This is a genomic window from Diaphorobacter sp. JS3051, assembly GCF_015832135.1.
GTDB classification, from domain to species: domain Bacteria; phylum Pseudomonadota; class Gammaproteobacteria; order Burkholderiales; family Burkholderiaceae_C; genus Diaphorobacter; species Diaphorobacter nitroreducens.
The window spans coordinates 2832332-2848459 of the sequence record NZ_CP065406.1 but is presented as its reverse complement, the minus strand read 5'-3'; the positions used below and the strand labels follow the sequence as shown (position 1 = coordinate 2848459).

The following is a 16128-nucleotide window of genomic DNA, read 5'->3' as shown; positions in this document are numbered from 1 at the left end:
CATCGGCCCCGGCCGGGTTCGTCAGACACCGCCGGCAGGGGCAGGGTCGTCCCGCAGCATCGGCCCAGGGATCAGTGGGCGACCTGGCCCCACTCCTGTTCGTAGGTGTGCACCAGCACCTGGTTGGACAGGCGGTTGACCTCGACGGGCACGCGCGCCATGTCCCGCGGGAAGTCGAACAGCAGGGGCAGCGCGGCCGCGTCCAGAAAGCGCAACCCCGCGGGCAGCTCGGCCGGCACGCGCCAGGGGCGGCGGCTGGCGATGACGAAGCCCCACTCGCCAAAGCTCGGCACATGCGCGTGGTAGGGCCGCGCCTGCAGGCCCACGGACTCGATGGTCGTGACCACCGTCCAGAAGCTCCTGCGCGCCACCAGCGGCGAGGTCGTCTGCACCACCGCATAGCCGCTGGCGGCCAGGCGCTGGTCCAGCAGCGCGTAGAAGCTGTTGGTGTAGAGCTTGCCGATGGCGAAGTTGGTGGGGTCGGGAAAGTCCACCACGATCACGTCATAGGTGTCATCTCCCTGTTGCAGCCACTGGAAGGCATCGGTGTTGACGATGGTGAGCTTGCGTGACGCCAGCGCATCGCCGTTCAGTTGCCGCAGCGTGGGGTGGCTGCCGAAGAGCTGCGTCATCGCCGGGTCCAGCTCGACCAGCGTGACCGACTCCACCGAGGGGTACTTGAGCACCTCGCGCACGGCCATGCCGTCGCCGCCGCCCAGCACCGCCACGCGCTTCGGATGACCGTGCGCGGCCATCACGGGGTGCACCAGGGCCTCGTGGTAGCGGTATTCGTCGCGCTCGGCGAACTGCAGGTTGCCGTTCAGGTACAGGCGATGCCCCGCGCGCCCGTGCGTGACCACGATGCGCTGGTAGGGCGAGGCGCTGCTGAGCACGATGCGGTCCTGGTAGAACTTGTCCTCGGCAAAGCGCGTGATGTGCTCGGCCCCCAGCAGCCCCGCCAGCAGGGCCGCCAGCACCAGCGCACAGGCCAGCGCGTGCGCGCCAAAGCGCCGCAGCTCATGCCGGAACAGCCACAGCGCCCACACGGCCACGGCCGCGTTCATGAAGCCGAACAGCAGCCCCGTGCGCACCAGCCCCAGTTGCGGCACCAGCAGCAAAGGGAACGCCATCGACACGGCCAGCGCGCCCAGGTAGTCGAAAGTGAGCACCTGGCTCACGAGGTCCTTGAGCTGCACATTGCGCTTGAGGATGCGCATGACCAGCGGGATCTCCAAGCCCACCAGCGTGCCCACCAGCAGCACCATGCCGTACAGCAGCACGCGGAACGCACTGGGCACGTAGGCATTGGCCAGGAACAGCACGGCAGGCAGCGCCCCGCCGATAAGCGCCACCAGCAACTCGATGCGCAGGAAATGCGCGGGCAACTGCCGCTCGAAGTAACGCGACAGCCACGAGCCTACGCCCATGGCGAACAAATAGGTGCCGATGACGGTGGAGAACTGCAGCACCGAGTCGCCCAGCACATACGACGCCAGCGCCCCGGCCGCCAGCTCGTACAGCAGGCCGCAGGCGGCCACCACGAACACGCTGGCGAGCAGCGCGATGTCGATGGGGCGGGGGCCCGGCAGGGGTACGGCCGGGGTTGTGATGCCAGGGGCGCCGCCAGGAGTGCTCATGCCAGCGCCGTGTCCAGTTGCTGCGCCAAGCCTTCGATGGTTAGCCAGCCAAACACCGCGCGGGCGCCGCTGGTGCGCGCCCACAGCTCTCCGACCTGGCGTTTCTCGATTTCGTAAGGGTCGTTCAGCAGGTGCGCGCCTTTGAACTCCAGCAGTGCCACGCGCCCGTCCACCAGCTCGGCCACGAAGTCGGCATAAAAGCGCCCGCGCGAGGTGGGCAGGCCAAAGCCGCAGGGCGCGGTGTCCAGGTTGCGCACCCAGTGGCGCACCTTCGGGTGGCGGTCGATGAGCTGCGCACATTGAAACTCTTGCCCGCCATCCTTCAGATCGGCCAGCACCGGGAAGTAGTGCTTGCCAAACTGATAGCGCCCGCCGTAACGCGAGGCCACGGGCGCGGGATAGCGGCCCGGCTCGAACACATGCGGGTGCGCCCAATCGGGCTCGATCAGCCATGCACCGCCATCCCCCAGACCCAGCACCTGTTGCTGAAAGGCACGCCGCGTGGCCGCCTCGCGCAGGTCGCCCACATGAGCCTCGATGGCGCGTGTCAGCTTGAAGCGCGCCTGCGCCAGCACCACCAGCGGCACGCCGCAGCCGTGCAGTTGGTGGTTCACCACGGCAGCCAGGTAGGCGCGGCGCTGGCTCTGCGTGAACCCGGCCAGTTCAGGTGCCTTGAACAGGGACTGGTCCAGCCAACCCACCAGGGTGTCGGCATCGATGCTGCTGCTCTCCCAGTCCATGGCCATTTGCGCGCTGCCCGCAAGGCGCAGCGCCACGCGGGCGCCGTCCATGCCGATCTCGAAAACGTCCGACTCCTGCGCCACCTGAAAGCTGGGCAACTGCACCGCCTGCGGCGCCAGCAGGTCCAGCTCCACGGCCTCCAGCACCGCCTCGCGCTCCAGCGGCCACAGGGGGGCCTGCGCGTCAAGCCGATAACCCAGCGTGGGTAATGGCGCAAAGGGCATGTTGCGCGATGCGGGCGCAGCTTGCGCCGCCACCAGCGCGTTGTGCTGTGCCACCTGCTCGCGCACTTGCTCCTGCTTCTTGGCGCCGCGCACCTGGGCCAGCAGCAGCGCTTCGGTGTCCTGGCCGATGTGGCCGGTCACCACCACCTGCTGCACGCCGGCAATCGCCCGCTGCTGCACGCCAGGCAGGGCCAACAGCTTGGGTGAGGCGGCAATTGCTTCAAAATTTGTAGCTATTGGCGCTTGCTGGATGGGCGCTGGAGCCTGATTTTTCTCCAAATCGTTGTCCCACAGCGGCAGGCTGCTCGGTGGCGCGATCATGCTCGCCACATCCAGCGCCTCAAAACCCATGTGCTCGATCAGCCGATCCGCCAGCGCATGCGCGGCTTGCGAGAACTCCGCCGCGCACACATGGGCGTAGGCGCGGTTGAGCGCCTCGCGCCCCCGGCGCGCAGCGTAGGGCATGCGCAGCACGCGGCCCAGCAGTTGCTCCACCGCCGTGGCGCTGCTCAGTTTCTGCAGGCTGCACAGCACATAGGCAAACGGGCAGTCCCAGCCCTCGCGCAGCGCCTGCACGGTGATGACGTAGCGCACCGGGCAGTCGCGCGCCGCCAGGGGGATGTCATCCAGACCACGCTCCTTGCCGGTGGCCACGACCACCTGATGGGCCGGCAGCTTCAGTTCATCGACCAGATAATCGCGCAGCTTTTCGGGCGGCATTTCTTCGCCCGCGTTCTGGGCCTGAAAGAGCACGATGGGCCGCACATAGCCCGCGCCCGCCGCCTCGTCCTTCAGTGCCTCGGCCTCCAGCTTGCGCTGGGTTTGCACCGCGCCGAACACGGCGGCGGGCCAGCCCTCCGGGTGCTCGGCCAGTACGATGGGCAGCTTGATCATGTCCTCGGCCGCGAGCTCCTGCGCACTGACGTGGTACAGCACGTTGGTCTTGGCGGCAATGGGCGTGGCCGTCAGCTCCAGGATGAACGAGGGGTTGAGCCGCTGCAGCGCCGTGAAGCTCTTGTCCGTCTTGGCGGTGTGCGCCTCGTCCACGATGAGCAGGGGCTGGTGCAGCGCCAGCCAGTTGGCCAGGCTCCAGCGCGGCTGGCCCGCAAAGCCTGCCAGCACGCCGGTGGTGTCGCGCTCCACATCCTCGTGCGTCACCAGCGCGTCGGGCAGCTCGCGCAGGCGGCCCAGCGCCCGCTCGTCCACGCCCCTGAAATGCGGCTCGAAACTTTCTGAAAAGCTGTACACGTTGCGCTGGCCCGCATCCTCGATGCGAAAGCTCTGGATCGACGCCACCACCACGATGGCGTTGCGCCCCCACTCGGGCGGGGCAATCTGGGCCACGTCCTCCAACACGCACACGCGCAGCCCCTCACCGTAGGCATCGGCCAGCGCAGCGCGGTAGGGGTGGCCGGGCGTCTGCAAGGCCTTCAGCGTCTGCTGGCGGATGGCATCACTGGGCACCAGCCAGACGGTCACCGGCGCATCCACCGCCGCCCACTCGCGCGCCAAGAGCGGCACGGCATGCGCGGCCAGCACCGTCTTGCCACCGCCCGTGGGGATGCGCAGGCACACGCAGGGCAGATCGTCGCCAAACGCCCCCGCATGCCAGGGGCGGCCCGCCAGTTCGCTGAACGCACTCACGGGGCCCTTGACCCGCGCCGCGCGGGCAAAGGCGGCCAGAGTGTCGAGCGCGGTCTGCTGGTAGGTCTTGAGGGAGATGGGGGGCATGGATTGGGAAGGATTGGGGAGGATTGGGGTCAAAACCCCAATGCAAGCCATTGATTTGAAAGAAGCTTTCTAAGCGATCGAGGCAAGTTGTTTGGGTTTATTGGGGTTTATTGGGGTTTGTTTGTCGCGTCATCCGACACCAGCGCCCACAGGGCCGCCTTGGTGGGCCCTCCAATATTCCGGATACGCCCCTCTTTGGACATTTCCTTGAGCAAGGCCTTGATGTACGCCTTGCGCTGGGCCAGTTCCGGAATCCACAGTTGCAGCTTGGGCAAGAGCAGTTCATCAACTTTTGCACGCGGCTGCGGTCCCATGGCGAGCAACTTGCACACAGCGGCCTTGTAGTCGTCGGCGTCAGGGCGGCGCTGGTTCAGATACGCCACCTCCTGCCCCGTCGCCACAGCCAACTGAGCCGATATGTACAGCTTGGGGCTTCGCCCCTCAATCAAGCCCGCCCGCCGTAACTCCGCCACCTGCGCAGCATCGAGCTTGCGTTTTTTCTGCACCCGGTCGAGCCAAAGCACATGCTCGATGGGCAGGTCGGTGCGCTCCATCAACCAGTGGCTGTAGTTCTCGTCGATCTCCTGACCATAGACGTTGAAAACGGTGCGCAGAGGGGATGACCCTTCATAGTCCGGCAGCGGCAAGAAACGCCGCCGCTGCGCTAGCACCATGTCGTGGATGCCGAAGCCCACCTTGTCGATCATGCCCACTTCGGCCATGGCTTTGGCCAGGCGCTCGTTGCGGTAGCGCTCCGGCGTTCGCGCCCCGCTGGCGTACTCGTCGGGCTGTCCGTCAAAGAAACCGCCCAGGTTGATCATGCGCACCAGCCCGGCCGACTCCTCCACGACGACACGCCCACATTGTGCGTAATCTTGGTGCGCCAGGCAGTTGTGCAAACCTTCGAGCAACACAGTGTTCGTGTCGTAGCGCGGCAAAGTCACCGCCAAAAGTTCATTGGCCGGGAACAGCTTGATATTAGGGTTCCGCACGCGCAACGCTACCTCGGTAGTGGTGAGCAAAAACGGCGGGTGGAAATGCTCTGCCACCCTTTCGGCAGCCACCTTCCAGGTGATCTCGACGGGATGAGGCGAAAGCAGTGCCATGGCGCTTTCGCGGCGCCCCAGCAGCAGCAAGCCAGCACGCGTAATCCGCCCGTGGATCGTCAAGCCAATCTTGTCTAAGAGCTTCTCGGCGCTCCACTGCGACACCTGCGCAGCCCAGGGTTCGCGTTGGTGTTTCTCAAAGTATTTTTCGCGCGCCTTGGCAATAGCGGCTTCGTCAAGGTCGTCCAGCGTGGCATCGGGAACCACGGCCGCACTCCAATCCTCGCCCGCTAGATTCTCAGCCAAGATGGCACGCCGCCGTTCTTCGCGAAGTTCCACCAGGCTGTCGCCATCGCGCTGCCATGCTTTATCGTGCGCTAGCACCAGTTCGCGCGGAGCATGGCGCGGCACGTGCACCAGCCACACCACTGCGCCCGTATCCCCTGCGCGCAGTTCCTGCACATGCAGCCCCATTGACGGCAAGCCAGGCGTTTTGCCCAACACCCGGTGCACCACGTTCTCCGCGGTGTAACCGGCAAAATCCCGAATGCCGGTCGGTGTGAGCGTTTTGTCCTGTGCTCCAATCACCACGCAGCCACCGTCCATATTGGCTAAGGCACTGATGTAGGACACCAAGTCATCGCCCTTGCGCCCCGAGATGTTCGACTTGAGTGAATGCCATTCTTTCCACTCGTGGCGTTCGTTCTCACGGGGAAACTGGGCACGCAACCAGCGCTGAAGTTCTGCCGCTGTGTCGAATTCCTGCATGGCATTCACCTCGCCTTCACGTCATACGGAATGTGCTTGAACGTCACCCGCGCACGCGCCAGCGTCTCGGGGCCGAGGCGGTTGGCCTCGCCATAGACCACCAGCGGGGCGTCGGGATGGGGCGTAGCGGCGTGCAGTTGCAAGAGTGCATCGAGGACGGCGCGCGTGAGCACATTGCCGCTGGCCGGGCGCTTGTCGCCCAGGATGCCGTTGAAGAGCAGGTAGTAGGCCGTGCGGCTGCGCAGCACCAGCTCGGGAGGCTCGGTTTCAGGTGGAATTGCGGCCTCGGGTGCATCAGGCAAGCGCGAGAAGCTATCAAAAACAGAGTGCGTACCGAGCCAGGGCGTGCCCGCCTGGCCGTTGGCGGAGTCGAAGGCGGTGCCCGTCTCCTGTTGCCAGACAAAAGCCGCCAGCGTGGCGAAGCGTACCTCGGGGTGGATGCAGCCTTGTGCGTCAAAAACGGGAGCACCCAGGCGGGCGAAGCGAAAGCCGCCGCCGCCCTGCCAGCCCACCGCCTGGCTGATACCGCCCTGTTCGCCCGCCAGGACTTTTTGCAGGCGCGGCAGGCAGTGCGTGGCGGCGTGCTCGCCCATCTCGATGCCGATCCAGCGCCGGCCCATCTTGTGCGCCACGGCGGCGGTGGTGCCGGAGCCGAGGAAGCTGTCGAGGACGAGGTCGCCGGGGTTGGATGCGATGTGGAGGATGCGTTGGAGCAGGCGTTCGGGCTTGGGGGTGCCAAACGGCGTTTCACCAGGGAAAAGCGCCATGACTTCTCGCTTTGCATCCTGCGTGTGCCCAGCCTCCGAGTGCGGCCAAATGCTGCGAGGAACGACGCCAGCCTGGACTTCGTTGAGGAATAGCTTCACGGCGGGGTTGTTGGTGCCATTGGCGCCAAAACTGATGCGCCCCTCTTCAACCATCCGCCAAAAGTCGACTTCAACCATGCGCCAATGGCTACCCTTGGGTGGAGACACTTGGCGGCCAGAAGGCGTGGTAACGGTGTACATCAACCCTTCATGGCGCTCTTCAGGCGCAAAAATCGGCCCGAGACGCCAAGGACCACGCGGATCGTTGTCCGGGTTCTTGTATTTGCTGGTGCTTTCTTCCGATCGCGGCAGCAGCCCGCGTATGTGCTTCCACGCATCTCCTGATGGTGAATAACAATGGATGTAGTTGTGGGCAGGAGAAATGGCAGCCGTTCCGCTGCGGCCATAGAAGTTTTCCCAAATCACCGTGGCAATGAAATTCCTCCGCCCAAACACCTCATCCATCAGCACCTTGAGGTAATGCCCCTCGTTGTCGTCGATGGTCACCCAGATCGATCCGTCCTCGCTCAGCAGCTCGCGCAGCAGTTGCAGGCGCGGCAGCATCATCGACAGCCACTGCGAATGCTCCAGGTTGTCGTCGTAGTGCTCGAACGCGCTTTGCGTGTTGTACGGCGGGTCGATGAAGATGCACTTCACCTTGCCCCGGTAAAACGGCAGCAGGGCCTTCAGGGCTTCGAGGTTGTCGCCCTGGATCAGCAGGTTGCCCTGCGCGCTGGCGGCATCGCCGTGGGTGGAGACGGTGTCCAGCAGCCGGTAGGGCACCTGGGCGGCGGTGGTGAAGGCGGTGGAGCGGTTGAGCCAGTCGAGGGTGGGCATATCAGGCAGTCAAAGGCCCGCAGCGGGGGGCGCAAGGCAAGCCCGCTATTGTGGTGCAGGCATTGCCCGGCCCGGGCCTTCAGTGAATGGCCGCCGCCACGATGATGCTGATGCCCAGGCACATCGCGGCCACCACCATCGCCAGGGCGCGGTTCTGCTTTTCCACGATCTCGGCCCACAGGTCGGCCGGGGTGACCTTGTCGATCAGCCAGAAGCACAGCCAGAAGATGACCACGCCGATCAGCGCGTAGAGGATGGACCCGAGGAAGGCCGCGGGCCGAAGCCATTCGATTCCCATCATGGCGTTTGCTCCTTGGAGGGGTTGAGAGAAAAAGGGGTCAGAAGATTCGTCATTTATGGCCGCCGCCCGTGCTGTAGCCACCGAACGAGCCACCCGAGCTGCGGTAGTACCCGCCTGAAGAGCCCGAGCAATTGCTCATGAGCACCAGCAGGATGATCAGCACGATAAGGATCACGATCACCGTGCCGCAGCCGATGCCAGAGCCCGCGGCGACGGGCCCCGCGTCCTGGCGGCGGAACAGCGCCGCCTTGTCGCCCAGCTTGAAGGCCTGGGCGACGGCGCTGGAGTCCATGCGCTGGCCGTGCGACCAGGTGACCTCGCTGCGCGACTGCTCGCGCGACAGCAGGCCCTTGCCGTTCACGGCGGCAAAGTCGCTGTTGCTGGTCTTTTGGCCGCGCTCCACGGGCCAGTAGAACTCGCCCGCCACATAGTTGGTCTCGGCCTGGTAGGTGGAGGTCAGGCGGTACTGCGTGCCCAGGTAGGTGGCGGCGGGCGCGCCCGGCTTGTGCTGCGGCGCGCCCGTGGCAGGGCGCACCAGGCTCCAGCCATCGCTGGCGTCCACCAGGAACAGGAAGCCCCGCTGGCGGTGGTACAGCAGGTACTCCTCCCAGCCGAAGTGCTCGTCATCCCCGGGCTCCATGCCCGTGCGGTGCTGAAAGCCCACCACCTGCCATGGCGCGCCCTCGAACTGGCCCACGCTGCCCAGCGGGATCAGCGGTTGCACCGGTTCGTACTGTGCGGCATGGCGCAGCTCGCCACCCAAACCCGCGCTCAGGTCGATCAGGCTGTGGCACGACGGGCAGGTGCAGCTCTTGGTGCTGGACAGCTGCACCTGCACCGGCGCGCCGCAATGGGGGCAGCTCAACTGGCGGCCCTTTTCCTCCTTGGCGGACTCGTCCTTCAGGCCCTGGAACTGCAGATCCTCCAGCCGCACCGCCCGGCCGCGCTGCACCTGGGGGGGCTGGGTGCCGTAGTCGATGGAGAGCACCTCGCCGTCGGCCGAGCGCAGCTCCACCACCTGGAACGGCGTGCCCAGCGGCGGCAGCTTCGGCACCTCGCCCTCGGCCGCGACGAGTTGTGCGCGCACATGGGCCGCCACGCTGAACGGCTGGCCGGCCACGGCCGTGGTCATGCCGACGCGAAAGCGCTCGGCTTCGGGCAATTCCCGCCCCAGCGTGGCCGGGCGGGTGAAGACATAGGCGCCGTTGTCCTCGCTGAGCGTGGCGGTGCTGCCGTCCTGCAGGAAGGCAACCCACTCGGTCCAGCGGCCTTCCTCGCCCTGGTATTGCAGGCGGCCGATCAGCGTGAAAGACAGCGTCTGACCGTCCAGCGCGATGCGTCCGCTGGCCATGAGCTGCAGCGGGCTGTGGTCGTCGAAGACCTCGGCCATGCGGCCCAGGCGCTGCAGCACCTCGCCGCTGCGCACCACGGTGCTGTGGCAGTAAGCGCAGATGGCATGGGTGGATTGCGCGCTCTTGAATTCGACCGGCGCGCCGCAGCCCGGGCAGGGCGCGCGGTAGGTCCGCTGGGTGCCACCGTCGGCCATGCGTCGTGGATCTAAGGTGTTTTTGGCCTCCAGCGCTTGTGTGGCAAGCGCTGGCAGCTACTAAAAAGAGAGTGTACGCGCGTCAGATGAGCTTCTTGAGCAGCTCCGCCTTCTTCGCGTCGAACTCCTCCTGCGTGAGGATGCCCTTGGACTTGAGCTCGCCCAGCTTCTCCAGCGTGGCCATCACTTCCTCGGGCCGCACACCCACCGGCGCGGCGGCAGGCGCGGCCTGCGGGGCCGATGGCGCAGCGCCGCCCTGCAGGCCCTGTTGCAGGTTCTGCGCCAGCACCTGGCCCAGCGCCACGCCGGCGCCCAGGCCCATGGCGTCGCCCGCCACGCTGCCGCCACCGTTTCCACCACCCGCCGCGCCTTCGGCGAACTTCGGGATGGCCTGCGCCGTCTGGTACTGCATGAACTTGCCCATGTCGTTGCCGACCATGCCCATGCCGATCTTCTGGTCGAGGATCTTCTGCAGCTCTTCGGGCAGCGAGACGTTCTGCACCGTCATCGATTCGAGCTTCAGGCCGATCTTGGCGAACGCGGGCTGCAGTTCGTGCGCCAGCGCGTCGGCAAACATCACCTGGTTGGCCGCGAGGTCGAGGAACGGCAGGCCGCTGCCCGCGATGGCGTTGCTGATGTTCTGCAGCACCAGGCCGCGCAGCTGGCCCTCCAGGTCCGCCGAGGAGTAGGACTCGCGCGTGCCCGAGATCTCGGTGTGGAACAGCTTCGGGTCCGCGATGCGGTACGCATAGTTGCCGAAGGCGCGCAGGCGCACCGCGCCGAAGTCCTTGTCGCGGATGGTGATGGGCTGGGGCGTGCCCCACTTCTGGTCCACCTGCTGGCGCGTGCTGAAGAAGTACACGTCGCTCTTGAACGGCGACTGGAACAGCTTGTCCCAGTTCTTCAGGTAGGTCAGCACCGGCAGCGTCTGCGTGGTGAGCTTGTAGGTGCCGGGGCCGAACACGTCGGCCACCTGGCCTTCGTTGACGAACACCGCCATCTGCGACTCGCGCACCACCAGCGTGCCGCCGTTCTGGATTTCCATCCCCGCCATCGGGAAGCGCCAGGCCAGCGTGCCATCGCCGTCCTCGGTCCACTGGAGGATGTCGATGAACTGCTTCTTGATGAAGTCCATGAGGGCCATGCGGTGCTCCCGTTCGGGTCGGTTGAGAGGTTGAAAAAAGAGAGCGGCCATCATATCCGCGGCGATTCGACAGTTTCTATCTGCAACTTAGCCAGGAACAATTGGCCAAACCAAATGCGAATGACTAGCATTCTCCACATACCGCTACAGGAGAACACCATGTCCCGCATCCGCATCGCCGCCCGCCACAACCTGCCCACGCTGGCCAAGACCGGCAGCTATTACGTGATCCACATCTGCGTGGCCGCCCTGGTGGCGTATGCCGTCACGGGCAATCTGATTGCGTCGCTCACCCTCAGCCTGCTGGAGCCCACGGTGCAGGCCGTGGCGTTCTTCTTCCATGAAAAGGCCTGGGAGCGCGCCCGCCAGCGCCGCGAGGCACAGGCACACGCCCCTGCGGAGGCCGCCCATGCGCATGCCGCCTGAGACCCCGGCCCACCTGCGGTCGGAGTCGTTTACCGACTGGCTGGCGCAGCAACTCGCGCACCTCGCCCGGGCCGCATGATGGGCTAGCGGGTTGCGATTGCTCTTATTTACGTAGCTATTAGCGCTTGCCAGATAAGCGCCAGAGGCACTTTTCATCTAGGGCCTGTTCACACTATTTTTGCCAGATGCGTTGCGATCAAAAAGGGCCAGGCGCAAGGCGCCAAACGAAGCTGGGGTGCTACCCCAGCGAGGCTTGGCAACGCCGCGAATGGCCCTTTTTGATCGCAACCCGGAGGGAACGGAGTGAAAACCGCGCCACGCGTCGTTGCCCTCCTAGCCAAGGCCCCGGCCTTGGCGTCGTCACGCGCCTAGATTGGCGCGGTTTTCACGCCATTCGCACTGGCAAAAATAGTGTGAACAGGCCCTAAACCGACAGCGTCACGCCCGCACGTCCAGCAACGCGCCCGCCATCTCGTCGACGCGGCGCAACACCAGCAGGTTGGCCTGGAAGGCATAGGTGGCACTGATCTGCTCCACGGCCTCCGCTTCCAGCGCCACGCCGGGCGCGGCCGCAGGCGCTGCCACGCGCGCCTGCACGCCGCCCGGCGCCGGTGCGGCCTGCTGGTCCACCGTCTGGCGCCGAAAGCCCGGGGTGTTCAGGTTGGCCACGTTGTGGGCACTGCTGTCCAGGCGCAGCTGCGCGGCCTGCAGACCGGATTGGGCGATGGCGGCAAGGGTGGTCATATGCCTTGCATTATCGGCAGCGCGGCCCGGCGCTTGAGCGACCCGGGCGGGCCGTCAGACCCCATGCGCCTGCAGCAGGCAGCGCTGCAGCAGCTGCGCGGCCCGGCTGGGCGCGGGTGAGCGGCGCACCAGGCTGACGAAGCGGCAGTCGTAGCGGAACACCGCGGGCCGCACGGGCTGCATGCGGCCCTGGCGCTCGAAGCTCTCGGCATAGTGGTCGGGCAAAAAGCCCAGAAAGCGCCCCGACAGCACCAGCGTGGCGATGGACTCCTGGTCAAACCCCGTGGCCGCGCGCGTCAGGCGCGCCTCGTGGCTCAGCTCCATGTTGGGCGAGTGGTAGCCCAGCCCCGCGAACGGGTAGCGGCGCACGGCGTCCCAATCCAAATCGTCGTGGGGTGCGCCGAACAGCGGGTGGCCCGCGCCGCAATACAGCAGCATGGTCTCGCCGAACAGGTCGGAATAGACCAGGCTCTGCGAGCTGCGGTGGGCGGGGATGATGCCCACCTGGAAGCTGCCGTCGATCACGCCGCGCTCGATGGCGTTGATCGACCCCACATGCAGCTGCAGCTGCACGTCGGGCGCTTCCGCCGTGAAGGCGGCGATGGCGTCGCCGATGCGCGCGGCCGGGTTGCTCGCCGTCTTGTCGAACACCGCCACGGCGAGTTGTCCGCCCATGCGGTCGTGGATGTCGTCGATGCTGCCCAGAAAGCCGCGCACCGAGGCCAGCAGGCGCAGCGTCTCCTCATAGACCCGCTGTCCCTCGGGCGTGAGCGCAAAGCCCGCGCGCCCGCGCCGGCACAGCGTCAGGCCCAGGCGCGTCTCAAGATCCTTCACGTGACGGCTCACGGTGCTGGTGCCGATGTTCAGTTCCAGCTCGGCCGCGGCCATGCCGCCGCACTCGACCACGGCCTTGAACACCTGCAGCAGGCGCAGGTCCATGTCGGACAGCTGCCCCAGCACGGCGCGCGGACGGCGGGCGTTTTTTACTTGCATGGATTGCTAAGTGAATGTGGATATTTGTTGCTTCAACGGATTATTACCGTGACCAACAATGCGCGCATTCCCTTCAGGAGATCGCCATGAGCTTCGCCGTCATCGACCCCACCCCCGCAGCCGCCGTACGCACCGACGCCGCCTGGCTGGAAGCCCACTGGATGCCCTTCACCGGCAACCGCAACTTCAAGGCCCAGCCGCGCATGATCGTGAGCGGCCAGGGCGCCTACTACACCGACGCCGAAGGGCGCAAGATTTTTGACGGCCTCTCGGGCCTGTGGTGCTCGGGCCTGGGCCACGGCCGCACGGAGGTGGCCCAGGCCATCGGCCGCGCCGCCGCCACGCTGGACTACGCACCGGCCTTCCAGTTCGGCCACCCCGCGTCGTTCGCGCTGGCCAACAAGCTCAAGGAACTGACGCCCGCCGGGCTGGACTACGTGTTCTTCACCGGCTCGGGCTCCGAGTCGGCCGACACCTCGCTGAAGATGGCGCGCGCCTACTGGCGCGCCAAGGGCCAGGGCACCAAGACGCGCCTGATCGGCCGCGAGAAGGGCTACCACGGCGTGAACTACGGCGGCATCTCGGTGGGTGGCATCGCTGGCAACCGCAAGCTGTTCGGCCAGGGCGTGGAGGCGGACCACATTCCCCACACCCAGCCGCCGGCCGGCACCTTTCAGAAGGGCATGGCCGAAGACGGCGGCCGCGCGTTGGCTGACAGGCTGCTCGACGTGATCGCGCTGCACGACGCGAGCAACATCGCTGCGGTGATCGTTGAGCCCTTCTCGGGCTCGGCCGGCGTGGTGATTCCCCCGAAGGGCTACCTGGAGCGCATCCGCGAGATCTGCACGCAGAACAACATCCTGCTGATTTTTGACGAGGTCATCACCGGCTTTGGCCGCTGCGGCACCTGGACCGGGGCGGAGGCCTTTGGCGTGACGCCCGACATCCTGAACTTCGCCAAGCAGGTGACCAACGGTGCGCAGCCGCTGGGCGGCGTGATCGCCACCAAGGAGATTTACGACACCTTCATGGCGCAGGGCGGCCCCGAGTACATGCTGGAGTTCCCGCACGGCTACACCTACTCGGCCCACCCCGTGGCCTGTGCGGCGGGCAACGCGGTGCTCGACATACTGCACAAGGAAGACATGCCCGGCCGCGTGAAGGCGCTGGCGCCCTACTTCGAGAACGCCGTACACGGCCTGAAAGGCGCCAAGCACGTGGCCGACATCCGCAACTACGGCCTGGCCGCCGGCATCACCATCAGCGCCCTGCCCGGCGAGCCCGCCAAGCGCCCCTACGAGATCGCCATGAAGTGCTGGGACAAGGGCTTCTACGTGCGCTACGGTGGCGACACCATCCAGCTTGCGCCCCCGTTCATCTCTACCTCCGCCGAGATCGACCGACTGGTCAGCGCCCTGGGCGATGCCCTGCAAGAAACCGCCTGAACTCCTGATTTGATAGCTGCTGGCGCTTGCTAGATAAGCGCTGGCGGCATTTTTTATTTGTAATCATCATGAACCACGACAAGAACGTCACCACCACCATCGGCCACCTGATCGACGGCAAGCTCGTTGCCGACACCGAGCGCACGCAGCCCGTGTTCAACCCCGCCACCGGCCAATCGACCACCAGCGTAGCGCTGGCGAGCAAGGCCACAGTGGAAGCCGCCATTGCCTCCGCCGAGGCCGCCTTCCCCGCCTGGCGCAACACGCCGCCTTTGAAGCGCGCCCGGGTGATGAGCAAGCTCAAGGTTCTGCTCGAAGAGAACGCCGACAAGATCGCCGCCCTGATCACCGCCGAGCACGGCAAGGTGCTGGCCGACGCCCACGGCGAGCTGCAGCGCGGCATCGAGAACGTGGAATACGCGAGCTACGCGCCGGAGCTGCTCAAGGGCGAGCACAGCCGCAACGTGGGCCCCGGCATCGACAGCTGGAGCGAATTCCAGGCCCTGGGCGTCACCGCCGGCATCACGCCGTTCAACTTCCCGGCCATGGTGCCGCTGTGGATGTGGCCCATGGCCGTGGCCTGCGGCAACACCTTTGTGCTCAAGCCCTCCGAGCGTGACCCCAGCAGCACGCTGTTCATCGCCCAGCTCGCGCTGGAAGCCGGCCTGCCGCCCGGTGTGCTCAACGTGGTCAACGGCGACAAGCTGGCCGTGGACACGCTGCTGCAAGACCCGCGCGTCAAGGCCGTGAGCTTCGTGGGCTCCACGCCGATCGCCGAATACATCTACGCCGAAGGCTGCAAACACGGCAAGCGCGTGCAGGCCCTGGGCGGCGCCAAGAACCATGCGGTGCTGATGCCCGACGCCGATGTGGACAACGCCGTGAGCGCGCTGATGGGCGCGGCCTATGGCTCCTGCGGCGAGCGCTGCATGGCCATCCCCCTGCTGGTGGCCGTGGGCGACGAAGTGGGCGACGCCGTGATTGCGGGCCTGAAGGCCGAGATCGCCAAGATGAAGGTCGGCCCCGGCACCGACAACAGCAACGACATGGGCCCGCTGGTGACCAAGCCGCACTTCGAGAAGGTGAAGGCGTATGTGGACAGCGGCGTGCAGGAGGGCGCCACGCTGGTGGTGGATGGCCGTGGCGTGCAGGTGGCGGGCCATGAAGAAGGCTACTTCCTGGGCGCCTGCCTGTTTGACAACGTCAAGCCCGGCATGAAGATCTACCAGGAAGAAATCTTCGGCCCCGTGCTCGGCGTGGTGCGCGTGAAAACACTGCAGGAAGCCATGCAGCTCATCAACGACCACGAATACGGCAACGGCACCTGCATCTTCACGCGCGACGGCGAAGCCGCCCGCTACTTCACCGACCACATCCAGGTCGGCATGGTGGGCGTGAACGTGCCCCTGCCCGTGCCCGTGGCCTACCACTCGTTCGGCGGCTGGAAGCGCAGCCTGTTTGGCGACCTGCACGCCTACGGGCCCGATGCCGTGCGCTTCTACACCAAGCGCAAGACCATCACGCAGCGCTGGCCCAGCGCCGGTGTGCGCGAAGGTGCTGTATTCAGCTTCCCCAGCAGCCGCTGACAAAACAGGAGCGGTTGGCGCGGGTGCAACAAGGACCTCAGGCATCAATCAGCTTGAAATTCTTGCAAAACCGGCGCTGGCCGCTCCTTTTTTAAATAGCACGGGCACGGCCGATCTGGTTTGTTTCTTGCTGGTGCCTGGGTCACTCCACCC

General features: G+C 66.0%; 12 protein-coding genes. 3 read left to right on the top strand and 9 right to left on the bottom strand.

Annotated elements, in window-relative coordinates; all coding sequences use genetic code 11:
• Positions 1-71: 71 nt before the first annotated feature.
• The 7 genes from I3K84_RS13625 to I3K84_RS13595 all read right to left on the bottom strand — a co-directional run bounded on the left by I3K84_RS13625 (position 72) and on the right by I3K84_RS13595 (position 10781).
• Complete coding sequence (locus tag I3K84_RS13625) at positions 72-1637, bottom strand: polyamine aminopropyltransferase (protein ID WP_196994761.1); 1566 nt, start codon at positions 1635-1637, stop codon at positions 72-74.
• Complete coding sequence (locus I3K84_RS13620; RefSeq protein WP_196994760.1) at positions 1634-4333, bottom strand: DEAD/DEAH box helicase; 2700 nt, start codon at positions 4331-4333, stop codon at positions 1634-1636. The genes I3K84_RS13625 and I3K84_RS13620 overlap by 4 nt, the downstream gene beginning before the upstream one ends.
• Positions 4334-4440: 107 nt before the next feature.
• Positions 4441-6147 carry an RNA-binding domain-containing protein gene (locus I3K84_RS13615; RefSeq protein WP_047349266.1) on the bottom strand — a complete coding sequence of 569 codons (1707 nt, stop codon included), beginning with the start codon at positions 6145-6147 and terminating at the stop codon, positions 4441-4443.
• Positions 6148-6152: 5 nt separating this feature from the next.
• Positions 6153-7790: a site-specific DNA-methyltransferase gene (locus I3K84_RS13610; protein ID WP_196994759.1), complete on the bottom strand. Its 1638-nt coding sequence runs from the start codon at positions 7788-7790 to the stop codon at positions 6153-6155.
• A gap of 79 nt (positions 7791-7869) precedes the next feature.
• The gene (locus I3K84_RS13605) at positions 7870-8091 is read right to left on the bottom strand and encodes a DUF350 domain-containing protein (RefSeq protein ID WP_011807176.1); all 222 of its coding nucleotides are present in this window, start codon (positions 8089-8091) and stop codon (positions 7870-7872) included.
• Positions 8092-8140: 49 nt separating this feature from the next.
• On the bottom strand, positions 8141-9637 hold the full coding sequence (locus tag I3K84_RS13600; protein ID WP_196994758.1) for a DUF4178 domain-containing protein: 1497 nt from the start codon (positions 9635-9637) through the stop codon (positions 8141-8143).
• Between the two features lie 82 nt (positions 9638-9719).
• Positions 9720-10781 carry an SPFH domain-containing protein gene (locus I3K84_RS13595; protein WP_196994757.1) on the bottom strand — a complete coding sequence of 354 codons (1062 nt, stop codon included), beginning with the start codon at positions 10779-10781 and terminating at the stop codon, positions 9720-9722.
• Positions 10782-10940: 159 nt separating this feature from the next.
• On the opposite strand from I3K84_RS13595, the gene I3K84_RS13590 reads away from it, so the two are divergent.
• Entirely contained in the window at positions 10941-11207 is a 267-nt protein-coding gene (locus I3K84_RS13590; RefSeq protein ID WP_011807179.1) for a DUF2061 domain-containing protein, read from the top strand.
• A 438-nt stretch (positions 11208-11645) separates the two neighbouring features.
• Here I3K84_RS13590 and I3K84_RS13585 read toward each other — a convergent pair whose 3' ends face one another.
• On the bottom strand, positions 11646-11951 hold the full coding sequence (locus I3K84_RS13585) for a flagellar basal body protein (RefSeq protein ID WP_196994756.1): 306 nt from the start codon (positions 11949-11951) through the stop codon (positions 11646-11648).
• A gap of 54 nt (positions 11952-12005) precedes the next feature.
• Positions 12006-12944, bottom strand: coding sequence for a LysR family transcriptional regulator (locus I3K84_RS13580; RefSeq protein ID WP_196994755.1), 939 nt, complete (start codon positions 12942-12944; stop codon positions 12006-12008).
• Positions 12945-13030: 86 nt separating this feature from the next.
• Here I3K84_RS13580 and I3K84_RS13575 point away from each other — a divergent pair, with 86 nt between their 5' ends.
• Positions 13031-14389, top strand: a complete 1359-nt coding sequence (locus tag I3K84_RS13575; protein WP_196994754.1) for an aspartate aminotransferase family protein — start codon at positions 13031-13033, stop codon at positions 14387-14389.
• A gap of 68 nt (positions 14390-14457) precedes the next feature.
• Positions 14458-15975: a CoA-acylating methylmalonate-semialdehyde dehydrogenase gene (locus tag I3K84_RS13570; RefSeq protein WP_196994753.1), complete on the top strand. Its 1518-nt coding sequence runs from the start codon at positions 14458-14460 to the stop codon at positions 15973-15975.
• Positions 15976-16128 lie beyond the last annotated feature (153 nt).